The organism is Rhizobium sp. L9 (assembly GCF_002531885.1).
GTDB lineage: Bacteria > Pseudomonadota > Alphaproteobacteria > Rhizobiales > Rhizobiaceae > Rhizobium.
In genome coordinates, this window is record NZ_NWSZ01000004.1 from 77,456 (window position 1) to 99,946 (window position 22,491).

The window sequence follows — 22,491 nt, forward strand, 5'->3', positions numbered from 1 at the left end:
GCCTCGCCCGGTTTTACCGGTTTTCCGAAATGACCGCCTGCGCCGCCGCCAATCTGGCGATCGGCACGCGAAACGGCGAGCAGGAGACGTAATCAAGGCCGATCGTTTCGCAGAAGCGGATCGAGGCCGGGTCGCCGCCGTGTTCGCCGCAGATGCCGAGCTTCATGTCGTTGCGGGTGCGCCGGCCGCGTTCGGCAGCAATGCTGATCAATTCCCCTACCCCGTCGAAATCGAGCGAGATGAAGGGATCGTGCTCGATGATGCCCTTACGCTGATAGGTGGGGATGAAGGCGGAGGCATCGTCGCGCGAGATGCCGAAAGTGGTCTGCGTCAGGTCGTTAGTGCCGAAGGAGAAGAACTCGGCCGCCTCGGCGATCACATGCGCGCGCAGCGCCGCGCGCGGCAGTTCGATCATCGTGCCGACGAGATAATCGATCTTCATGCCGGCTTCGGCCATGACATTGCCGGCGATGGCGTCGATGCAGGCTTTGACGTAATCGAGCTCGGAACGGAGGCCGACGAGCGGCACCATGATTTCAGGCACGACGGCCGCCCCGGTCTCCTGGGCTGCGGCGACGGCCGCCTCGAAGATGGCGCGGGCCTGCATCTCGACGATCTCCGGATAGGAGATCGCCAGCCGGCAGCCGCGATGGCCGAGCATCGGGTTGAACTCGTGCAGCGCATCGACGCGCTGGCGCAGGACAAGCGGCTCCATGCCCATGGCAAAGGCAACCTCGGCCACCTCGTCGTCGGTCTTCGGCAGGAATTCGTGCAGCGGCGGATCGAGTAGGCGGATCGTCACCGGCAGGCCGTGCATGACAGTGAAGAGGCCGGTGAAATCGGAGCGCTGCATCGGCAGGAGCTTGTCAAGCGCCAGCCGCCTGCCCTTCTCATCCTCGGCAAGGATCATCTCGCGCATGACATGGATGCGCTCGCCCTCGAAGAACATGTGTTCGGTGCGGCAAAGGCCGATGCCTTCGGCGCCGAAGGAGCGGGCGGCGCGCGCATCGGCCGGCGTATCGGCATTGGTGCGCACCGTCATCCGCCGCGCCCGGTCGGCCCAGCCCATGATGCGGCCGAAATCGCCCGACAATTCCGGCTGGATCATCGGCACCTCGCCCTTCAGCACCTGGCCGGCCGAGCCGTCGATGGTGATGACATCGCCCTTCTTCAGGGTGACGCCGATGCCGAGCAGCCGCTCGTTGCGTTGATCGATGCGCATGGTGCCGGCGCCGACGACGCAGGGAATGCCCATGCCGCGGGCGACGACCGCCGCATGGCTGGTCATGCCGCCGCGCGTCGTCAGGATGCCTTCGGCGGCATGCATGCCGTGAATATCCTCCGGGCTGGTCTCGACCCTAAGCAGGATGACCTTGCGGCCCTCGGCTTCCGCCTCCACCGCCTCTTCCGCGGTGAAGACGATGGCGCCGGTCGCAGCCCCCGGCGAGGCCGGCAGGCCGGTGCCGATCACCTGGCGGTTGACGCGCGGATCGATCGTCGGATGCAGGAGTTGATCGAGGCTCGACGGTTCGATGCGCAGCACCGCCTCCTCCTCGGTAATCACTTTCTCGTCGACCATGTCGACGGCGATCTTCATCGCCGCCCGGGTCGACCGCTTGCCGGCGCGGGTCTGCAGCATCCACAGCTTGCCGCGCTCGATGGTGAATTCGATATCCTGCATATCGCGGTAATGCATCTCGAGCTCGCTGCAGATGCGGGTGAGCTCGCGGAAGGCCTCCGGCATCAGCTTTTCCATAGAGGGCTTGTCGGAGCCGGAGGAAAGCCGCCCCTCCTCGGTGATGCTGTGCGGCGTGCGGATGCCGGCGACGACATCCTCCCCTTGCGCATTGACGAGGAATTCGCCGTAAAGCGCCTTCTCGCCGGTCGAGGGGTTGCGGGTGAAGGCGACGCCGGTGGCCGAGCTATTGCCGAGATTCCCGAAGACCATGGCCTGGATATTGACCGCCGTGCCCCAGCCTTCGGGGATATTGTGCAGCTGGCGATAGGTGACGGCGCGCGCGCTCATCCAGCTGGAAAAGACCGCGCCAACCGCGCCCCAGAGCTGGACTTCCGGATTCTGCGGGAATTCCCGATCGAGCTCCTCCTCGATCAGCCTCTTGTAGAGCGAGACGATATGCTGCCATTCGGTGGCGCTGAGCTCGGTATCGAGTTCGTGGCCGAGCTTGGCCTTCTCGTCTTCGAGAATCTCCTCGAAGGCGTCGTTGCCGAGGCCCATGACGACGTCGGCATACATCTGGATGAAGCGGCGGTAGCTGTCCCAGGCAAAACGCGCATCGCCGGCATCGTGGCCGAGCGCCTGCACCGTCTCGTCGTTGAGGCCGAGGTTCAGCACCGTGTCCATCATGCCGGGCATGGAGACGCGAGCGCCGGAGCGCACGGAGAGCAGCAGTGGCTGGCTGGTGGATCCGAAATGGCGGCCGGTGATGGCCTCGATCGCAGCTATGCCGGCGCGCACCTCGGCCTTCAGCCGGTCGTCGATATGACCGCCATTCGTGTAATAAGTGTTGCAGGCACTGCTGACGATCGTCAGCCCCGGCGGGACGGGAAGACCGAGAGCGCACATTTCAGCGAGGTTGGCGCCTTTGCCGCCGAGAATCTCATGGTCGCGCGCGCCACCCTCAGCCTGTCCGTCGCCGAACCTATAGACCCACTTGGCCATCTTCCCCCCAACACCACAAAAGGATCAGCGTGATCCCTCAGTTTGCTGACATGTCCTTGCTCCCCTCGCCGTCATCCTCGGCCTTGTGCCGAGGATCTGCTCCATATCGACTGGCTGCAGATGCTCGGGACAGGCCCGAGCATGACGAAGGAGAAGTTTAACAAACACCGCCAGCGTCTGAGAAATCAGCTTAATGCCTTGGAGTTGAAATGAAAATCGACAAATGCGGCGAAAATGCTGCGTCGCACAATATTTTCACAGTCACTGGCGGCCGAAAGCCATGTAACCCCGCCTGAAGAAGGCATAAAAAAAAGCTTTGCGGGACTGCAACAATGTCCCGCAAAGCCTTGTTTCCGTCCGGCCAGGAAAACCGGACGGGGGGTCCCTCAACCCAGGGCGATTCATGGACCCGCCCTGATCTTTGTTTTCCGCAACTCCTCAAGAGACGCTTCGCATTTCCAGGGATTGCTCAAACAGCTTCCAGGTCCTTGCCCTCCACCTGAAAAGCGCATCGCAAATTCGACAAATCCGCAACTTTGACCGCCCCGCTCTTCAGCAAAGTCATCAGGTTGCGTTGAAACAACTTCTAATGCAAGTCAGAGAAAAGAGCATCACCCAAATGGGGTAGGGAACGCAAGACAGCCGACCTTTTTTGGTGTTTATCGCCAATTGAGAGAAAATTGCACCCGATCGGTTCTTCCCCCGGCCTCAGCTGCGGGTCCTGGTCGGCGCGTGCCGGCCATCAGACGGCCGCTCGGCCAAGCTCCGCGAGTGCTTTCCGGCCACAGAACGAATCCAATAGACGCCTGGGCGGACGGCACACCGGACACAATCAAGCGTTGCAACTATCGCAGAATACCTTATCTTGTCAGGCCTCCGCAGATGCCACCCCGGACGTCCAGATGCTCGATTTTGAACCGCAATATTCCACCCCCGGGGTCGAAACGATCGGGCGGTTCATCGATCGGCATTACGGCCTCGCCGGACCTGTGGACTGCCGCCTGCTCAATCGCGGTCTCAACGACAGTTATCTGGTCATCGACAGCATCGGCGAGCGCTATGTGTTCCGGCTTTCACATCGCCGCAGCCGCGGTCCGGCCGACGTCTGGACCGAAACGGCTTTCCTCAGGCATCTCCAGGAGGAAGGCGTGCCGGTCGCAGCGCCCATGCCGACGCGAGACGGCTCCTTCTTCCTGCAGGGACAGGCGCCGGAGGGGCTGCGCGAGGCTGTGCTGTTCAGGGAAGTTTCCGGCCGGGAGCCAGGCGCGGCAGATGCGGGCGATGCCCGGGCGAACGGCAGGACGCTTGCCCTGCTGCACAATGCGGCGCAGACGTTCTCGTCCGAGGGAGCGCTCTATCGGCTCGACCTCGAACACCTGCTACATCGCCCCCAGGCGCGTATCCGCGACAGCGGCCTGGTCGAAGACGCTGATGTGCTTCGCGACCTCGAAAGCATCGCCATGCGCACCGCAAAGGCGATAGACGCGTTCAGAAATCTGACCTGGACCCAATGCCACGGCGACTGTCACGGCTTCAACGCGCGCATCAATGACGCAGGCGAAGCGGTCTTTTTCGACTTCGACGACGGCGGGCCGGGATATCTCGCTTATGATCTGTCGGTCTTCCTCTGGGCAAAGGTTTCCTTTGGCCGGAGCTTGACCCCGATGTGGACGGCCTTCATCAACGGCTATCGCGCCATCCGGCCGATAACGCCTGACGATTTCGAAGCCGCTCTCCGCTTCGTGATCGTCCGCCACTTCTGGCTCATGGGCGAATATGCCAGTCGCGCGAACGAATGGGGAAGCACTGATGTCGGCTGGATCGCGCGGCAGGCGGATTTTCTCAAGACCTGGGAGGCAGAGTGCTTCGGCGATCGCCTGTTCTGACGGACGACTCGCCATGAATCCGTAGGGGAAATGGGCGTCAGGAACTATCTCATCGAAGGCGTTTCCGGCAGCGGCAAGACCGGCGTGGTCGATCGCGAATAGAAGATGTCGGATTCCCGTTTGGCCGCACGTCTTCAATACAACGAGCCATGGAGGAAACGATGCCGATCACCATCACCGCCTTTGAACGTTCGCCCGATCGGGGCCGGGGCCTTGCGCGCGACATGCGGGTTCGCTGGGCGCTCGAGGAAGCGGGCCAGCCCTATGAGGTTCGCCTCGTCACGTTCGAGACGATGAAGCAGCCGGCGCATCTGGCGCGCCAGCCTTTCGGCCAGATCCCGACCTATGAGGAAGGCGATCTGACATTGTTCGAATCCGGCGCGATCGTCCTGCATATCGCCGAGCGTCATGGGGGCCTGTTGCCGCAAGACGTCAATGGACGGGCGCGGGCGATTGCCTGGATGTTTGCCGCGCTCAATACGGTGGAGACGCCGGTCTTCGAGCACAGCCTCGCCAGGATCCTGGAGCGCGACGAACCCTGGTACGAACAGCGCCTGCGTGCCCTCGAGGGTAGCATCCGCAAAAGGCTGGACAGCCTTTCCACGCACCTCGGCGATGCCGACTGGCTGGACGGCGCATTCAGCGCCGGTGACTTGCTGATGGTGTCGGTGCTGCTGCGCCTGAAGTCGTCAAACATACTCGAGGATTACCCCAGCCTTGCCGCCTATGTCGCTCGCGCTGAGGCGCGACCCGCCTATCAGCGCGCCTTTGCCGCGCAGCTCGCGGTCTTCCAGGCCGCATCGGCGGCGGACTGATCAGGGATCATGGCCGGTCGGTGAACAGCGAAGGAGTTGCACCGCAGAGAAATAGAAGCCGCCTGCTCGGTTATGGATCCCAGGGTCAAGCCCTGGGATGACGGAGAGTGTGGTTGGTTTTGTTGCCAGACGCACCGGCGATGCAGCTTGCTCCGCCGCGCCTGCCGTAGCTTCATCGCGCCAGGCGCGCCCCATGGGCCTCAGCACCACCCCTCCGCCCTCAAGTTTGTACCGTTTCTCGTCCGTCGCCCCGGCACCACCTCTCCTCCGTCGACGGGCACCACCTCCTCCGTCATCCCAAGGCTTGACCCTGGGATCCATGCGGCTGGCACTGGGTGAACGGCGAAGGCGTCCCACGGCAGGGAAATAGAAGTCCGCGTGTTTGGCCATGGATCCCAGGGTCAAGCCTGGTCAAGCCCTGGGATGACGGAGAGTTTGGTTGGCGTTCTCACCACGCACCGGCGACGCAGCTTGCGGCTCTGCGCCGGCCGTAGCTTCATCGCGCCCCGCACCAACTCTCATTGGTGATCCGAGGGCTTGACCCTGGGAGCACAGCCTCCTCGCAAGACCTCAGGCAATCTCGCGCAGGCGTTCGGCTGTCTGCAGGTCGACGGAGACGAGGGTGGAGACGCCCTGTTCGGCCATGGTGACGCCGAAGAGGCGGTTCATGCGGGCCATGGTGATGGGATTATGGGTGATGATGACGAAGCGGGTCTCGGTCGAAGCCGCCATTTCGTCCATCAGGTTGCAGTAGCGTTCGACATTGTGGTCGTCGAGCGGCGCGTCCACCTCGTCTAGCACGCAGATCGGCGCCGGGTTGGTGAGGAAGACGGCGAAGATCAGCGCCATCGCCGTCAGCGCCTGCTCGCCGCCCGACAGCAGCGTCATCGTCTGCGGTTTCTTGCCGGGCGGCCGCGCCAGGATTTCGAGGCCCGCTTCCAGCGGATCGTCGGATTCGATCAGCTGCAGCTCGGCGGTGCCGCCGCCGAAAAGATGGGTGAACAGCCGCTGGAACTGGCCGTTGACGACGTCGAAGGCGGCGACCAGGCGCTCGCGGCCCTCGCGGTTCAGGCTCTGGATGGCGCCGCGCAGCTTGCGGATCGCGTCGATGACGTCGTCGCGCTCCTTGATCAGCGCTTCGAGCTTCTCGCTCAGCTCCTTCTGCTCCTCGTCGGCGCGCAGGTTGACGGCGCCGAGCCGTTCGCGCTCCATCTTCAGCCGCTCCAGCTCGCGCTCGACCTCGCGCGGATCGGGCAGCGCCTGCATCGGCTGCAGGCCGGCGAGCCGAAGCGCCTCATGCGGCGGCACGTTCAGCGCCTCGCGGATGCGGACTTCACTTTCGTGCCGACGTTCGCGGGCCGAGACCAGGCGCTCCTCGGCGCGGCCGCGGCGTTCGCGGTATTCGGCAAGCTCGGAAAGCGCGGTCGCCGCCTTGTGATCGGCATCGCGCTGGATGCGTTCGGCTTCGGCCAGGAGATCGCCGGCGTTGCGGCGCGCCTCCTCGGCCTTCTGTAATTCGCTGAGCAGGGCGCGACGCTTGTCGTCGAATTCGTCAGGCGCCATTTCGAGATCGGCCGCCTCATCGCGCGCCTCTTCCTCGCGCTCGCGCAGTGTCGCAACATGATCCTCGCCGCTTGCCGCCCGCTGGCGCCAGGTCTCGCGTTCCTGGCCGATCGCCATGATGCGGCGCTGGCGGGCTTCGTTTTCCCTCGCCAAGCTTTCATGATGGGCGCGGGCCTCGGCGAGCGTGCCGCGGTCGGTCGCCACTTCCGCCTGCTGGAAGCGCAGCCGATCGTCGATCTCGGTCAGATCAGGCGCGTCCTCCAGCTCGATGCGGGCATTTTCTTCCTGGACGCCGATCTCTTCCAGCTGCGCGCCCAGCTGGCTGGCAGCCTCGCTGACGACATCGCGGCGGCGGATGAGATCGCCGGAAGCCCGCTCGGCCGCAGCCAGCGCCTCGCGCGCTTCGGCCAGATGACGCGCCGACAGCCGGCTCATATCGCGGGCCTCGGCCAACCGCCGCTCCTCGAGGCGGATTGCTTCGGCCGCCGCTGCCTGCCGCTCTTCGGCCTCGGCAAGCACATCACGGGCGATCGCCGCTTCGCTTTCGAGTTCGGCCAGGCGGTTCTTCTGGGCAAGGCGCAGCGCGGCAGCGCTCGGGGCATCGGCGCCGGTGACATGGCCGTCCCAGCGATAGACGGCGCCCTCCTTCGTCACCAGCCGCTGGCCGGGCTTCAGCGCCGCCATAAGCGACCGCGCGTCGCCATCGGCGACCAGGCCGATCTGGCGCAGGCGGCGGGTGAGAGCTGATGGCGCGCTGATATGAGCGATCAGCGGCACGGCGCCTTCGGGAAGCGCCGGATCGCCGGCGCCATCGCCATTGACAGACCAATGGGCCGGCGCCTCGGCATCGAGCGGCGATTCCAGATCGTCGCCGAGTGCGGCACCGAGCGCCGTCTCGAAGCCGCGATCGACCTTCAGCTCTTCGGCCACCGGCGGGAACTTGCCGGCCGCCGCACCGGCGGCGAGCATGCGGGAAATGGTGCGGGCTTCGGTTTCCAGCGCGTTCAGCCCGGCGCGGGCCTGCTCGACGGGGGCGCGCGACATGGCTTCGGCCTGGCGGGCGGCGGCGAGCGCCTGTTCGACCGTCTGGACGGCGGCTTCGGCATCGGCGAGCGCGATTTCGCCTGCCTCGACGATCGCGCGTTTTTCATCCGGATCGGGCAGGCCTGATATCTTCTCGCCGATCGCCGACAATTCCGCATTTGCTTCGTCCATCTGGCGCTCGAGGCGCATGCGGCGGTCGGCCAGATCGCGAATGGCGCGCTCCAGCTGGTTGCGGCCGGCGGCGGCTTCCGCCCGCTCGGCCGTCAGCTGCGTGAAGGTCCGTTCGCTGTCGGCAAGTTTTGCCGCCGCCGCTTCGAAGGCTTCGCGCGTCTCCTCGGCATGACGGCCTGAATCGGCGAGGATGTCCGAAATCTCGGCCTCTTCGGCGTCGAGCTTGGCGAGGATGACGGCATTATCGGCCACCAGCCGCTCCTCGCGGCGGATATCCTCGGCAAGCTGGGCGAGACGGCGGGTCAGTTCGTCGCGGCGGCGCAGGATGCGGCCGGCATCCTCCTCCAGCTGGCTCCTGGCGATCTGCAGGCGCTGCAGGGCGGCGGCGGCGCGCGCCTCGCCGTCGCGCAGTTCCGGCAGCTTCAGGCTGGCGATGCCCTGCTGCTTGGCGGCCTCCATCTGAATCTGCGCCTTTTCGGCGACGATTGATGTTGCCTGATTGAGGGCGCTGTCGGCCTCGGCCTCAGCCTCCTTGGCCTGCACCCAGCGGATATGCAGGAGCATCGCCTCGCGGGCGCGGACATCGGCCGACAGCGTCTTGAAGCGATTGGCCTGGCGGGCCTGGCGCTTCAGGCTCTCGATCTGGCTTTCGAGCTGCGAGGTGACGTCGTCGAGGCGCTCGAGATTGGTTTCGGCGGCGCGCAGGCGCAGCTCGGCCTCATGGCGGCGCGAATGCAGGCCCGAAATACCGGCCGCTTCTTCCAGGAGCTGGCGGCGGGCCTGCGGCTTTGCCTGGATCAGCTCGCCGATGCGGCCCTGGCCGACCATCGAGGGCGAGCGGGCGCCGGTCGAGGCATCGGCAAACAGCAGCTGCACATCCTTGGCGCGGCTTTCCTTACCGTTGATGCGATAGAGCGAGCCCTGCTCGCGCTCGATGCGGCGGGTGACCTGGATCTCGTCGCTGTCGTTGAAGGCGGCAGGCGCGGTCCGCTCGCCATTGTCGAGATAGAGGGCCACCTCGGCGGTATTGCGGGCTGGGCGGTTGCCGGAGCCGGAAAAGATCACGTCGTCCATGCCGGAGGCGCGCATGTTCTTGTAGGAATTCTCGCCCATCACCCAGCGCAGCGCCTCGACGAGATTGGACTTGCCGCAGCCGTTCGGCCCGACGACGCCGGTCAGCCCCCGCTCGATGATGAATTCCGTCGGCTCGACGAAGGATTTGAAGCCGACCAGGCGCAGCTTGTTGAACTTCATGCGGAAATATCCACGGCAGGAAGCCCCCTCATCCGCCTGCCGGCACCTTCTCCCCGCTGGGGCGAAGGGGGTGTGCCGCAACGCCTCGATTCCCTCTTCTCCCCAGCGGGGAGAAGGTGCCCGTAGGGCGGATGAGGGGGCCACGCCCGCAAACTGCGCTGAAAACGAAAACCGGGCGCACGGCTTTCGCCGTCGCCCGTTGTGGTCGAACGATCCGGTTCAGATGAGGCTGTCGATGAGCTTCGACATGGTGTCAACCGGCATGTCTCCAGAATAGCGCTTGCCATTGATGAGGAAGGTTGGCGTGGCGTTGACGCCGAAATCCTTCGATCCCCTTTCCCGCGTGGCGTTCACTTCATCCAGAAGCTTCTGGTTCGTCAAGCATTTCGTGAAGCTATCCTCAGTAAATCCGGCAAGCTTCGACATCTGCAGCAGTGCGGCGCGGCCGTCATCGGCGGCGGCCCAGACCTGCTGCTGCTTGAACAGCATCGAAACCATCGGGAAATACTGTTCCGGCGTGCTCAACTGCTCCGGATTGGAGGAACTGCAGCGAGCGAGCATGAAGGCGGCCGCCGCACGCGGATCGAAGGGGAATTCGCGGATGATGAACTGCACCTTGCCGGTATCGACGTATTTCTGCTTGATGGCGTCGAAGGTGGTGTTGTGGAAATGGGCGCAATGCGGGCAGGTCATCGACATATATTCGACGATCTTGACGGGCGCGTCGGCCTTGCCAAGCGCCATTTCCGGCAGCGCGCCGGGTTTCAGCACCTCGGCCATATCGACATCGCCGTCGGACTGCGGCATGTCCCCCGTCGTGGTGGCCGCCGTCTGCATGGTATCGACATTGCTGCCGTCGGCCATGGTCTTGCCGGAAGACGAAGCATCGGCAGCGTCCTTGCTGTCGTTGCAGGCGACAAGCACGGCCGCAGCTGCGGCGATGGCGATCCCACCCAAGAGGCGGCGTTTCCTCAGTTGCATTTCGGACATCTGCATGGGTTCCCCATAAATGAGATTGACGGCGTGACTGTGCGATATAACGGCTTGCGGCCACTCACAAGCCACGGTTCGCCAACTTCCTTCAAAGAATTGTGACCGTGATGGGACCGAAAGCAGATGCCGTAGCCGAAATGAGCGATTCTCAGTTTTCACGGAAGGCCGAAGGCGTATTCCGGCCAGCATAAAACAGCCTCAGTATCTGCACCTGCTCCTTCACGACCCGATAAGCAATGGTCACGCGCCGCTCGAAAACCAGAATGCGAACACCCGGGGCAAAATCCTCACGCGGCGCTCCCCTTTCCGGCATGTCTTCCAAGCCATGACAAAACTGTCTCAGCCGGCGAACGAGTTCTATTGCCGCCATTGGATTGTCTGCAGCGATGAATTCGTAAATATCGAGCAGATCCTTCTCCGCCCTAGGGCGAAATACCACCTTAGGCATCATCGCCCTGGGGCTTCATTCGATCGGTGTGCAGACGTTCGAGTCGCTCGAAGACCACATCAGCGTCGATATCCGAACCCGGATCGTCAATCGCCTCACGGATTTTCCGACGCATGATTTCGTCGATCGCATTCTCTTCCCGGTCGAGCGCGCGCAACGCGGCGCGGATAACCTCGCTCGCCGAACTATAGGCGCCAGATTCCAGCCGCGCTTCCAAGCTCTTCTGCTGGCTCCCGAGCGTCACCGTAATGGGTTTGCTGCTGCGCATTCCTGTTCACTCCTCTCGGGTGATTACAGTGTAATACACTTGCGATGGAGTTCAAGACCGGCTTCATGCCTAGGCTTTCTAACTGACGTCGGGCTGCTCGACCAGCCGCCGACCAGGCAGCTTGATCGTCGGATCTCAACCGAAAGTCCGGCGCTCCCCATGGATCGCGCCGGACTTCGACTTCTATCGGATCATTTGCATTCAGGGTCGTCGCCGAAGCCCTTGCAGAAGAACTCGGCGGCGTTTTCCTTGGTGATCATTTTCGATGCGATCTCGATTTCCATCGAGCCATCGTCTTTCTTCGTCAAGGTTCCGAGCTTTTCAAGCGCCGCGGTATCGTTGGTGGCGAGCGCGTGCGCGGCGATGACGCCTTCCGGCGCGACGGTGGAATAGGTGAAGGTCGCTGTGAGGTCACCCTTGGCGACGGCACGGATGGCGGCATTCTCGCCGTCGATGCCGATGATGAGGATGCCTTCCTTGTCACGGCCGGCGGCCTGAATCGCCCGTAGCGCACCAAAGGCCATATTGTCGTTATGGGCGTAAACGGCCTGGATTTGCCCGGCCGGGAAACGCTGGAGCGTATCCTCCATGAACTTCAGCGCTTTTTCCTGGTCCCAGTCGGCGTGGGTCTCGGCGATCACCTTGATATCGGTGCCGGCGATGGCTTCGGCAAAACCTTCATGGCGCTCGACCGCGGGAGCGACAGCCGGGTCGCCCTTGATCTCCACGACATTGCCCTTGCCTTTCAGGGCTTCAGCTATGTATTTGCCGGCAAGCGTGCCGATGGGTTTGTTGTGCGGGCCGACATGCAGCGTCACGGGAATATCAAGGCTGCGTTCGAGCGTAATGACCGGAATGCCAGCGGCCAACACCTGCTTGACGGTCGGAGCGATCGCGGCGCCATCCTGCGCCGAGATCATCAGAACCTTCATGCCCTGAACCATCAGGCTTTCGACGTCCGAAATCTGCTTTGCGGACTTGCCTTCCGCGTTGGTGACGATCAGATCGACATCCTTGAAGTTTTCGGCGGCATAGGCCTGGTTGCGTTTGGTCATCGTGTTGCGATGCGCCGAGTTCGAGCTCGCCTGCGAGAAGCCGATGACGATCTTGTCCGCACTGAAGGCGGGGACCGCTGTCAGGACGGTGGCGAGTCCGGCGGAGATAATGAGCATGCGTCTGGTGATATTGAGCATTTTAGTTCTCCCTCTGTTGAACACGCTAGCTGCGTGGCTTTCTTCCGGCTTCGAGCAGCACGGCAAGAACGATGATCCCGCCCTTCACCACCTGTTGTGAAAATGGTGAAACGCCTGCGAGATTGAGAATGTTTGCGATGATGGCGAGCACCATGGCGCCCCCCATCGTGCCGAGAACCGTGCCCTCGCCGCCAAACAGCGACGTGCCGCCGATCACCGCGATCGTGATCGCTTCCAGTTCGAGGCCGAGGCCGGAATTCGGGTCGCCGACGGAAAGGCGGGACAGGAAAATCAGGCCGGAAAGCGCCGCCAGCACGCCGCAGATGATGTAGACGCTGAAGATGACCAGCGGCACGTTGATGCCGGACAGCCTCGCCGCCTCCTCATTGCTGCCAACCGCATAGATCGCCCGGCCGAACGGCGTGAAGCTCAGCACGATGGCAGCGATGATGCAGACGATCGCGAAGACGTAGATCGGAGTGGGCACACCCAGAATATAACCGCCGCCGAGCACGAAGAAGCTGTCGGCGAGCTTTCCCGGATTGACGGTTCCGCCGTCGGCAATCATCAGCGCGAAGCCGCGCACCATCACCATGCAGCCCAGCGTCATGATGAATGCCGGAATGCGGAAATGGGAAATGCCGAAGCCGTTGACGCAGCCGACGAGGGCGCCAATGGAGAGACAGATCAGCACCATCAGCGGGATGGGCATGCCCTGCTCCATCAGGACCGCGCCGGTGACGCCGACCAGCGCCACGATCGAGCCCACCGAAAGATCGATCCCCTTGGTGAGGATCACGAATGTCATGCCGATGCCGAGAATCCCGTAGAGCGCGACCTGCCTCAGAACGTTCAGAATATTAATGGGGTTGAGAAAATGAGGAGAGATCAGCGAGGCGGCGATGATCAGTACGATCAATGCACCGGCAAGACCCGTCCCGCGCGGAAGACTTTTTTTCATGGTGGTCCCCTCATTAATGTAGCGCCGCAAAGTGCATGACTTCTTCTTCGGTCGCAGTGCGTGCATCGAGTTCGGCCGTTATTTCGCCCTCTCTCAAAACATAGAGCCGGTCGCACAGACCCAGGATTTCCGGTAATTCGGAAGAGGCGATGACGATCGCCAAGCCGCGGGCTTCCGCCAGCTCGACCAGCAGATCGTAGATCTCACGTTTGGCCCCGACATCGACGCCGCGCGTGGGCTCGTCGGCGAGCAGGATCTCGCATCCGGCGCTGACGAGCCTCGCCAGCACGCATTTCTGCTGATTGCCACCCGAAAGGTTTTGCGTCGCCGCTGCGGCGTTCGGCGTCCTGATCCGCAGCCGCTCGATGAGACCGCTGACTATTCGGCGCTCGCGGCCAAGGGATAGAAGTCCGAACCGGACGATCTGCGCGAGACTGGCCGACATGATGTTGAAACCGACGCTCTGTATCAGGAAGAGGCCTTCGGTCTTGCGGTCTTCCGGCACGAGGCCCAGTCCCTTCACGATGCCGGCGCGCGGCGAACCGATGCTGGTGCTGGCGCCGTTGATGCTGACCTCGCCGGCATCGCGCGGGTCGGCACCGTAGATGGCGCGCAAAAGCTCCGTGCGGCCGGCGCCGGCCAACCCGAACAGACCGACGATCTCGCCTTTTCGAACGTGGATACTGACGTTCCTGAGCAGCGCGTGCGTCGAAATATCCTTGGCGGACAGGGCTTCCTCGCCGATCCGGGGCGTGCGCTTGGGAAAAACGTCGCCCACCTCCCGGCCCACCATGCTGCGAATGAGATCGTCCGTCGTCAGCCCGTTGGAGGGTCCGTTGTGGACGACGGTGCCGTCACGCAGAACGGTCACCGTATCGCTCAGCTCGAAAACTTCGCGCAGGCGATGCGAGATATAGACAAATGCTACGCCGCTCTCGCGCGCCAGCTGCCTGACGACCCGGAACAGCTGGTCGATCTCCGCCTGCGCCAGTACGGCCGACGGCTCGTCGAGAACGATGATCTTCGCGTTGCGCGCAAGCGCCTTGGCGATCTCAACCATCTGGCGCTTGGCAACGGAAAGCGTTCCGATACGGGCCGTCGGATCGACATCGAAACCGAGCCGATCGACGACCTCGATGGTCCGGCGCTTTGCTTCGCCCCAGTCGATCAGGGCGCCCTTGCGCGGCAATCGCCCCATCAGAACGTTTTCGGCGACGGTCAGGTGCGGCGCCTGAGCCAGTTCCTGATAGATAACCGCAACACCCCGCGCGATCATTCCCGCCGGGGTCGGGTCGAGAACCTCCTCGCCAAAAAGCTCGATACGCCCCTCATCGGCGGAATAGGCGCCGGAAAGGATCTTCATCAGCGTCGATTTGCCGGCGCCGTTTTCCCCCACCAACGCCCTGATTTCTCCGGGCTGCAGAGAAAACGACACGCCCTTCAGGGCGCGCACGCCCGGAAAGGATTTGGTGATCCCAGCAAGAGCGAGCGCCGACGTCATTTCAGTGTCCTCCGCAGCCGCAGGAGCGGCGAATTGTCAGTTTTGCCGGCAGACGGACCTGTCGCACGCTTTCGGTGCTCGATTTGATCCGCCTGGACAGCATTTCCGCCGCCTGCATGCCGATCATCTCGCTCGGCTGCGCCATGACGGTCAGCCGCGGTTCGAAACAGTCGGCCCAATCGAAATCATCGAAGCCGATCAGCGCCAGATCCTCGGAAATGCGCAAGCCGAGGTCCCGCACCGCGCGCATGACGCCGATTGTCGCCAAATTGTTGCCCGAGGCGATGGCGGTCGGACGATCGGGCCGACCAAGGATGGCAAGCGCGGACTGGTGAGCATCCGCGCTATTGGCATTGCCTTCGCTCATCAAAGTGGGATCAATCTCGAGACCGTTCTTGCGCATCGCATGCACGTATCCACGCACGCGCTCGAGCGTGGACCGCAGCCCCGGCTCACCGGCGATGAGGCCTATGCGGCGATGCCCGTGGCCCACCAGATGGTCGATCAGCGTTTCCATCGCCGCCTCGTTGTCCAGGCAGACCCCGTCCGCATCCTCAACGGTCAGACGGTCGACGAGCACAAAGGGCATGCGAGCCGATCTGAGATATTCGACGGCGCGGTTTTCCGGATCGCTTGACGGAGCCAGAATCACTCCATCCACCCGCCGCTGGACCAGTTCGCGGACCAGCTTCAGTTCGGTCGCCGGATCGTTCTGCGTGTCGCAGAGAAAGACGAGCTGCCCGATCGCGGCGCAGGCCCGTTCGATCGAGGATACGATATCGTTGAAATAGTAGTTGGTGCTGATCGAAATGGCGATCCCGACGGCATCGGTCGAGGATCGCACCAGTGACCGGGCGACGGCGTTCGGCACGAATCCGAGGTTTTCGATCGCCTCTTTGACGAGCTTCGCGGTCGCCTCGTTCACATGCCGCGTGCCATTGATGACGTGCGAAACGGTAGAGACCGACACGCCCGCGGCGCGCGCGACATCAGTGATTGTCGCCATGATTGCAGACCTCCTCCCCCACGCCCGACGCGACAGTTTCAAGCCGTCGCCGCGTCGCCTCCTCCGAACGAAATCGAAATAGCCAGGCGATCCCGAACAAGGCCGCAGCTCGCCGGTCGCTTTCTGCCCGCTTCATCCTCCAATGAAACGATCGCAGGCAGCGTATGGCCATCGAAACGTTTGCGCAAGCGTTTTCTTCGGTGATTTATAGTGATATACGGGCGTAAGGGAGGAACGCACATGGCGCTGAAAAACATCCCCGGGATTCTCTGCCCGGATCTTTTGTGGATACTGAGCGCGATGGGCCATGGCGACGAGATCGCCATCGTCGACAAGAATTTCTCGGCGTCCCGCGTGTCGAAAAAGACCGGAAGCGGCAAACTCATATCGATGAACGCGGCCAGCGCCACGGAGACCATAGAAGCGATCCTGGCGGTCATGCCGCTCGATCACTTCGTCGAACAGCCGCTCATGCACATGGAGGATCCGGATCAGGCCGGGATATTACTGCCCGTTCATTCGGATGTGGAATTGCTTTGCGCGACCGCCGAACAGCGCGGCATCAGGAGCAAGCCTGTCGAGCGCTTCGCCTACTATCCGATTGCAGAAGCCTGCTTCGCGGTGGTTCAGACGGGTGAAACACGGCCCTATGGAAACTTCATCCTGAAGAAGGGTGTGATTTAGGAACGCCCCTGGAACCGCGCTAGAGCCGGATGCTTGTCCACTGCATTCATCGTCCCCGCTTGCCCATCACCGCCGTGCCCAGGCGCTCAATCGCCTGGCGCAGCTTGTCTCCCTCTATCCCCTCCATCATGCCTTTGAGCTTGCGGGCGGCTTCGCCCTTCAGCGGCGGCGGGGTGTGGGAGCGGCGGACGGCTTGCGACACCGGCTTCTGGACGATGCGGATCTGGTGGATGGCGGCGAAGCCGAAGAAGCTGTTGATGCGCTGGATGAGTTCGCCCTGGGCATGAGTGAGGAAAAGCGCGCGCGCGCCTTCGCAGGCGATGGTCAGCACGCCGGGGCGGAAGCTGCCGTCATCGCCGCCGCCGCGAGCCCAGGCTATCTTTTCCGGGCGGGTGCAATCGGCGAAATCCTCGCCGGCGATCTCGCTCCAGGAGCCAAGCAGCGCCGTGTTGATGCCGGCGCGGCGCGCCAGGACCGGATCGATCAGCCCGTTCGCCAGCTCGGAAATCTGTTTCACATCTTTGCGTGGATAACTCATCGAAACCCTTGGACGGCGCCACGAAGTGGCACGGCCGACTTGATCGCGCGCCATTGCTTCGCCAAGTATAAGGCCTTCCCCCCATTGCGGCAAATCATGACGACCACGACACTCGATACGCTCTCGGCAAAGCCCCTCCTCGACTGGTACGACCGCCATCACCGCGATCTGCCCTGGCGCGTTTCGCCCGGCATGGCGGCGCGCGGCGTCCGCGCCGATCCCTACCGGGTGTGGCTGTCCGAAGTGATGCTGCAGCAGACCACGGTGCAGGCGGTCAAACCCTATTTCGAGAAATTTCTCCGGCGCTGGCCTGACGTCACCGATCTCGCCGCCGCCGAGAACGACGAGGTGATGGCCGCCTGGGCGGGGCTCGGCTATTACGCGCGCGCCCGCAACCTGAAGAAATGCGCCGAAGCGGTGGCGAGGGAGCATGGCGGCGTCTTTCCCGATACCGAAGAAGGGCTGAAGTCGCTCCCCGGGATCGGCGACTATACGGCGGCGGCCGTCGCGGCCATTGCCTTCAACCGGCAGGCGGCCGTCATGGACGGCAATGTCGAGCGGGTGATTTCAAGGCTTTATGCCATCGAAGCGCCGCTTCCCGGCGCCAAGCCGCTGATGAAGGAGAAGGTGGCGCTGCTGACGCCGCCGGGCCGGCCGGGCGATTTCGCCCAGGCGATGATGGATCTCGGAGCGACGATCTGCACGCCGAAGCGGCCGGCCTGTTCGCTCTGTCCGTTCCGAGACGCCTGCCAGGCGCTGAAATTGTCCGATCCCGAGCTCTTTCCAGTCAAGGCGGCAAAGAAGGAAAAGCCGGTGCGCCATGGCGCGGCCTTCATCGCGGTGACCAGAGAGGGCGAGATCCTGCTCAGGCGGCGCGATGAAAGCGGCCTGCTCGGCGGCATGACCGAGGTGCCGACGACGGCCTGGACGGCGCGGCTCGACGGCGAGACCTCGGCCGCGGCCGCTCCTTTCGCTGCCGGATGGCAGGCAAGCGGCACTGTTACCCATGTCTTCACCCATTTCGAGCTCAGGCTTGCAATCTGGCGGGCGGCGATCGCTCAAAAGCCTGACATGGATGACGGATGGTGGGAACCCGTTACAAATCTTGAAGCGCAGGCCTTGCCCACCGTCATGAAAAAAGCGATCGCAGCGGCTATTCCTCTCGCATTCAAAACATCCAGGGCATAAACATGACCACCGAAATAAAGCATATCGTTTTCGACATCGGCAAAGTCCTCATTCATTACGATCCCAATCTACCCTTCGCCCGCCTCATTCCCGACGAGGCCGAGCGCAACTGGTTCTTCGCCAATATCTGCACCCATGACTGGAACGTCGAGCAGGACCGCGGCCGCACCTGGGCGGAGGCCGAAGCGCTGCTGATCGAAGCGCATCCGACGCGCGAGGAGCATATCCGCGCCTTCCGCAAATACTGGCATGAGATGGTGCCGCACGCCTATGAGGAGAGCGTCGCGATCATGGAGGGACTGATCGAGGAGGGCCGTGACGTGACGATGCTCACCAACTTCGCCTCCGACACGTTCCGCGAGGCGCAGGTGCGTTTCCCCTTTCTGACGAAACCGCGCGGCGTCACCGTTTCCGGCGATGTCGGCCTGATCAAGCCTGACATCGCGATCTACGAGACGCATACGAAGAGCTTCGGCCTCGATCCCGCCGCGACGATCTTCATCGACGACGCGCCGGCCAATGTCGAAGGTGCGAAGGCTTTCGGCTGGAATGCGGTGCTGTTTTCGGGCACGGATAAACTGCGCAGCGATCTCGCCGCCCATGGCGTGAAGGTCTGAGACCCATGGCCTTCGACCCGGCAGAAGAAATCGAACGCTTCCACGCCGCCATCAACGCGCTGGATTTTCCCACAATCGAGGACTATTTCGCCGAGGACGCGACTTATGTCTCGAACGGCGTCGGCAGCCTTGCCGGGCGCACCGAGATCATGGCCGCCTTCCGGCGCTATTTCGACGATTACCCCGATCAGACGGCCGAGAATTCGCTGGTGGAAAACCTGACGCCCCTCTCCGGCCGCGCCGTCTGGTCGCTCCGCGCCACCCACAGCCAGACCGGCAAGCCGCTGCTGCGCGAGGGCGAGGAGACGATCACCTTCAATGAAGACGGCCGCATCACCCGCGTCGAGGTCACCGATTACAAGGCGTTTTGACGAGGCAATCCGGACGCTGAAATAGAAGACGCCCGAGGCTCGAGCCCCGGGCGCCTTGGTCTTCTTCCGCAACTGGAGGAAACCGGAAGAAGGTATTTCGATCCCGCGAAGGCGCTGCTCAATCCACCTTTGCCAGATCACTGCGGATGACGGACCTCAAATCGTCGATCGGGCGCAGGGACTGCCCGTCTTCGAAATGCCAGAAGGTCCATCCGTTGCATGCATCGAGACCCTGCACCTTGGCGCCGAGACGATGAATGGAGCCGGCCTCGCCGCCGGAGGCTACGGTGCCGTCGGCGCGAACGATGGCGCTGTAGCGGCGCTTCGCATCGGTCAGCACCTGGCCGGGCTTGATCAGGCCGCTTTCAACAAGCACGTTGAAGGCAACGCGCACCTCAGCCTTCTTGCCGGTCATGACCGTCAGTTCCGCCTTCCCCAGCGGCTCGACGGCGGCAATGCGGGCCGAAGCCGCATCGATATAATCCTGCTCCCGCTCGATACCGACGAAGTGACGGCCGAGACGCTTGGCGACCGCACCCGTCGTTCCCGAACCGAAGAAGGGATCGAGCACGATATCGCCGGGCTTCGTCGAAGCCATGATGACGCGGGCAAGCAGCGCTTCCGGCTTCTGCGTCGGATGCACCTTCTTGCCATCCTCGCCCTTCAGCCGCTCATTGCCGTTGCAGATCGGGAAGAGCCAGTCGGAGCGCATCTGCACGTCGTCATTGGCGGCCTTCATCGCATCGTAATTGAAGGTATAGCCCTTGGCCTTGGCATTCGGGCTTGCCCAGATCATCGTCTCATGGGCGTTCTGGAAGCGGCGGCCCTTGAAATTCGGCATCGGATTGGTCTTGCGCCAGATGATGTCGTTGAGGATCCAGAAATTCAGATCCTGCAGCGTGGCGCCGACGCGGAAAATATTGTGGTAGGAGCCGATCACCCAGATCGAGCCGGTCGGCTTCAGCACGCGGCGGCAGGCGAGCAGCCAGGCGCGGGTGAAGGCGTCATAGGCTTCGAAGGAAGCGAACTGATCCCATTCGTCGTCGACCGCATCGACCAGCGACTGGTCGGGACGGTGCAGCGTTCCGCCGAGCTGAAGGTTATACGGCGGGTCGGCGAAGATCACGTCGACGGAGTGGTTGGGCAAGGCTTCAAGGGCGCTCACGCAGTCGCCCTTGATGATCGTGTCAACCCAGGAGTCCGCCTTGGCGGAAGCCTTGAGGTCGGCAAGCGGAAAAACTGACGCCATTCTGATACTCACTCATACGCTTTACGCTTAACTCTCCGTTATGGTTACCCAACTTAGTTACCAAAGCCTGAAGCGATGACTGAATTCCGGAATTTATTGTGGCGGCGACACCCCTTCCCTCATCAAGCAGCCTCGTGAACCCTGCGGCTGTCGGCCGGCGCCTCATCGCGTTCGAACATGCCGTAGTCGCGCACGACACTGGCGATCCGCAGGCGATAATCGGCGAAGATACCGCCGCGGCCGGCCTGCTGGGCGGCGCGATGAGTTTCGCGGTTGCGCCATTCCTTGACCGCCGCCTCGTCGCGGAAGAAGGAGAGCGACAGCAGCTTGCCGCGGTTTGTCAGGCTCTCGAAACGTTCGATCGAGATGAAGCCGTCGATCGTTTCGAGCTCGGCACGCAGTTCGCCGGCAAGATCGAGATATTTGTGACGTTCGCCCATATAGGGCACGACTTCGAAGATGACGGCGATCATGGCAGCACCAGCTCGGCATGTGGGGTCGAGACGTTTTTCAGGAAGATGCGGTCCTCCTTCAGAATGAAGCGTTCACGCCTGGCGAATTCGTAATTCTCGCGGCCGAGCGGGTCCGCGGCCAGCCTGGCGCGATAGGCTTCGTAGGCGGCGAGGCTCCCTATGTTATAGACGCCGTAAGCGGTCGTCGCCGATCCCTCGTGCGGGCCGTAATAGCCGATCAGGTCGGCGCCGTTTTTCGGGATCGCCTGGCCCCAGTTGCGGGCATAGTCGGCGAAGGCGTCCTTCTTGAAGGGGTCGATCTCATAGCGGATGAAGCAGGTGATCATCGGGTTCTCCTTTGTGCTTCCCGTTTTCGCACATTGCCGGACGGCGATGCTTCGGTTACGATCGAACTATGAAGGAAGGACCAGACATTGCCCAGATCGGCGCGCTCATCGGTGATCCCGCTCGCGCCAACATGCTGGCGGCGCTGACCGGCGGCCGGGCGCTGACGGCGACCGAGCTTGCCGGCGTCGGCGGCATCACCGTGCAGACGGCAAGCACCCATCTCGCCAAGCTCGAAGCCGGCGGCCTGATCGCCCAGCGCAAGCAGGGGCGCCACCGCTATTTCACACTGGCCGACGAGGCTGTCGCCCGGCTGATCGAAAGCATGATGGGCTTTGCCGCCGGCCGCGGGCATCTGCGCCACCGGCCCGGTCCGAAGGAGCCGGCGCTGCGCAAGGCGCGCATCTGCTACGATCATCTCGCCGGCGATTACGGGGTGCGCATGCTCGACAGCCTGATTGCCTCAGGCGCGATCGAGGCGGTCGGAGAGGGTCTTGCGCTGACTGATAAGGGCGAGAGCGATCTCGCCCGCATCGGCATCGACGTCGGCAATCTCAGATCCTCGCGCCGGCCGCTCTGCCGCTCCTGCCTCGACTGGAGCGAAAGGCGCGCCCATCTGGCCGGCAGCCTTGGCAAGGCGCTGCTTTCAAGTTTCCTCGACAGGGGCTGGGCGCGGCGAACGACGGAAAGCCGCTCGATCCTCTTTACCCCGGAAGGCGACCGGCAATTTCTATTGCTTTTTCCGGCTGGATAGACTGGCCGCAGATCTGCAAAAACCTGCCGCGAAGTTGCGGAAACGGCGCGCAATTATGCACTTGCCGTCTTTTCACCTTCCTGCCGTACGTGCGCCCGCAGCGCCGCCAGCGTCAGCGCCAACGCCGCGTGATTGCTCTCGGCTTCACCCAGGACGCTTTGGCCTTCCGCCGTTTCACGCAGTTGAGCACCGTAAAGCGGATCATCCGGCGTATGTCGGGCGCGGGCGAGGTGCCAGATCGCATCCGGCCGAATTTCCCGGCATAGATCGATGGCGTGATTCACGTCATGGGTGAACGGCCGCGCCATCAGGAAGCCGTGCCCAGACCTGATGCTGCTCGGCAGGTAGTCGCGAGGGCCGTCGAAATCCTTCGGCTCGGCCGGCCGGAACTGTTTCAGCATAAAGGCGCAGGTGATGAAGGCGTCGATCCGGCCGTCGGGCATATCCGTCCTTTCCAGGGTTTCGATGATATCCTCGATCGTCATACAGTCTTCCTCTTCGTCCACTTTC

General features: G+C 63.0%; 21 protein-coding genes. 7 read left to right on the forward strand and 14 right to left on the reverse strand.

The annotated features are described in order from the left end of the window. Window positions 1-13: 13 nt before the first annotated feature. A complete protein-coding gene (gene ppdK, locus CO660_RS04015) occupies window positions 14-2,680 on the reverse strand; it encodes a pyruvate, phosphate dikinase (RefSeq protein WP_097597616.1) in 2,667 nt (888 codons plus the stop codon). Between the two features lie 902 nt (window positions 2,681-3,582). On the opposite strand from ppdK, the gene CO660_RS04020 reads away from it, so the two are divergent. Further along, a complete protein-coding gene (locus CO660_RS04020) occupies window positions 3,583-4,566 on the forward strand; it encodes a phosphotransferase (protein WP_097597618.1) in 984 nt (327 codons plus the stop codon). Between the two features lie 161 nt (window positions 4,567-4,727). Continuing rightward, on the forward strand, window positions 4,728-5,381 hold the full coding sequence (locus tag CO660_RS04025; RefSeq protein WP_097597620.1) for a glutathione S-transferase family protein: 654 nt from the start codon (window positions 4,728-4,730) through the stop codon (window positions 5,379-5,381). 570 nt (window positions 5,382-5,951) lie between these two features. Here the strand turns inward: CO660_RS04025 and CO660_RS04030 are convergent. The 8 genes from CO660_RS04030 to CO660_RS04065 form a co-directional block, all read right to left on the reverse strand. Next, window positions 5,952-9,413, reverse strand: coding sequence for a chromosome segregation SMC family protein (locus CO660_RS04030; RefSeq protein WP_097597622.1), 3,462 nt, complete (start codon window positions 9,411-9,413; stop codon window positions 5,952-5,954). Window positions 9,414-9,632: 219 nt separating this feature from the next. After that, window positions 9,633-10,409, reverse strand: coding sequence for a DsbA family protein (locus CO660_RS04035; RefSeq protein WP_097597625.1), 777 nt, complete (start codon window positions 10,407-10,409; stop codon window positions 9,633-9,635). Between the two features lie 145 nt (window positions 10,410-10,554). Further along, the gene (locus CO660_RS04040) at window positions 10,555-10,857 is read right to left on the reverse strand and encodes a type II toxin-antitoxin system RelE/ParE family toxin (protein ID WP_097597627.1); all 303 of its coding nucleotides are present in this window, start codon (window positions 10,855-10,857) and stop codon (window positions 10,555-10,557) included. Next, window positions 10,847-11,122 carry a type II toxin-antitoxin system ParD family antitoxin gene (locus tag CO660_RS04045; protein WP_097597629.1) on the reverse strand — a complete coding sequence of 92 codons (276 nt, stop codon included), beginning with the start codon at window positions 11,120-11,122 and terminating at the stop codon, window positions 10,847-10,849. Before CO660_RS04045 ends, CO660_RS04040 begins: the two co-directional genes overlap by 11 nt. A gap of 191 nt (window positions 11,123-11,313) precedes the next feature. Further along, window positions 11,314-12,315 (reverse strand): substrate-binding domain-containing protein, encoded by a 1,002-nt coding sequence (locus CO660_RS04050; protein ID WP_097597631.1) that lies wholly within the window; start codon window positions 12,313-12,315, stop codon window positions 11,314-11,316. A gap of 25 nt (window positions 12,316-12,340) precedes the next feature. Then, a complete protein-coding gene (locus CO660_RS04055) occupies window positions 12,341-13,276 on the reverse strand; it encodes an ABC transporter permease (RefSeq protein ID WP_097597634.1) in 936 nt (311 codons plus the stop codon). 13 nt (window positions 13,277-13,289) lie between these two features. Beyond that, complete coding sequence (locus CO660_RS04060) at window positions 13,290-14,777, reverse strand: sugar ABC transporter ATP-binding protein (RefSeq protein ID WP_097597635.1); 1,488 nt, start codon at window positions 14,775-14,777, stop codon at window positions 13,290-13,292. Between the two features lies 1 nt (window position 14,778). Continuing rightward, window positions 14,779-15,783, reverse strand: coding sequence for a LacI family DNA-binding transcriptional regulator (locus tag CO660_RS04065; RefSeq protein ID WP_097597638.1), 1,005 nt, complete (start codon window positions 15,781-15,783; stop codon window positions 14,779-14,781). Between the two features lie 240 nt (window positions 15,784-16,023). Between CO660_RS04065 and CO660_RS04070 the strand changes: the two genes are divergently transcribed. Then, on the forward strand, window positions 16,024-16,467 hold the full coding sequence (locus tag CO660_RS04070) for an RbsD/FucU domain-containing protein (RefSeq protein WP_097597641.1): 444 nt from the start codon (window positions 16,024-16,026) through the stop codon (window positions 16,465-16,467). Window positions 16,468-16,513: 46 nt separating this feature from the next. Here the strand turns inward: CO660_RS04070 and CO660_RS04075 are convergent, their stop codons facing one another. Further along, window positions 16,514-17,005: a DUF721 domain-containing protein gene (locus CO660_RS04075; RefSeq protein WP_097597851.1), complete on the reverse strand. Its 492-nt coding sequence runs from the start codon at window positions 17,003-17,005 to the stop codon at window positions 16,514-16,516. 96 nt (window positions 17,006-17,101) lie between these two features. Between CO660_RS04075 and mutY the strand changes: the two genes are divergently transcribed. The 3 genes from mutY to CO660_RS04090 are packed head-to-tail and all read left to right on the forward strand — an operon-like array spanning window position 17,102 to window position 19,181. Then, window positions 17,102-18,193, forward strand: coding sequence for an A/G-specific adenine glycosylase (gene mutY, locus CO660_RS04080; protein WP_097597644.1), 1,092 nt, complete (start codon window positions 17,102-17,104; stop codon window positions 18,191-18,193). A 2-nt stretch (window positions 18,194-18,195) separates the two neighbouring features. After that, window positions 18,196-18,810: an HAD family phosphatase gene (locus tag CO660_RS04085; RefSeq protein ID WP_097597647.1), complete on the forward strand. Its 615-nt coding sequence runs from the start codon at window positions 18,196-18,198 to the stop codon at window positions 18,808-18,810. A gap of 5 nt (window positions 18,811-18,815) precedes the next feature. Continuing rightward, complete coding sequence (locus CO660_RS04090) at window positions 18,816-19,181, forward strand: nuclear transport factor 2 family protein (protein ID WP_097597650.1); 366 nt, start codon at window positions 18,816-18,818, stop codon at window positions 19,179-19,181. Between the two features lie 118 nt (window positions 19,182-19,299). Here CO660_RS04090 and CO660_RS04095 read toward each other — a convergent pair whose 3' ends face one another. From CO660_RS04095 to CO660_RS04105, 3 genes are all read right to left on the reverse strand, one after another. Next, window positions 19,300-20,430, reverse strand: coding sequence for a site-specific DNA-methyltransferase (locus CO660_RS04095; protein ID WP_097597651.1), 1,131 nt, complete (start codon window positions 20,428-20,430; stop codon window positions 19,300-19,302). A 122-nt stretch (window positions 20,431-20,552) separates the two neighbouring features. Next, window positions 20,553-20,903 (reverse strand): antibiotic biosynthesis monooxygenase, encoded by a 351-nt coding sequence (locus CO660_RS04100; protein WP_097597653.1) that lies wholly within the window; start codon window positions 20,901-20,903, stop codon window positions 20,553-20,555. Beyond that, window positions 20,900-21,229, reverse strand: a complete 330-nt coding sequence (locus CO660_RS04105) for an NIPSNAP family protein (protein ID WP_097597655.1) — start codon at window positions 21,227-21,229, stop codon at window positions 20,900-20,902. The genes CO660_RS04100 and CO660_RS04105 overlap by 4 nt, the downstream gene beginning before the upstream one ends. Window positions 21,230-21,297: 68 nt before the next feature. On the opposite strand from CO660_RS04105, the gene CO660_RS04110 reads away from it, so the two are divergent. Next, window positions 21,298-21,981, forward strand: a complete 684-nt coding sequence (locus CO660_RS04110; protein WP_097597657.1) for a metalloregulator ArsR/SmtB family transcription factor — start codon at window positions 21,298-21,300, stop codon at window positions 21,979-21,981. 53 nt (window positions 21,982-22,034) lie between these two features. On the opposite strand, the gene CO660_RS04115 is transcribed toward CO660_RS04110, so the two are convergent. Then, window positions 22,035-22,466 (reverse strand): hypothetical protein, encoded by a 432-nt coding sequence (locus CO660_RS04115; protein WP_097597659.1) that lies wholly within the window; start codon window positions 22,464-22,466, stop codon window positions 22,035-22,037. Window positions 22,467-22,491 lie beyond the last annotated feature (25 nt).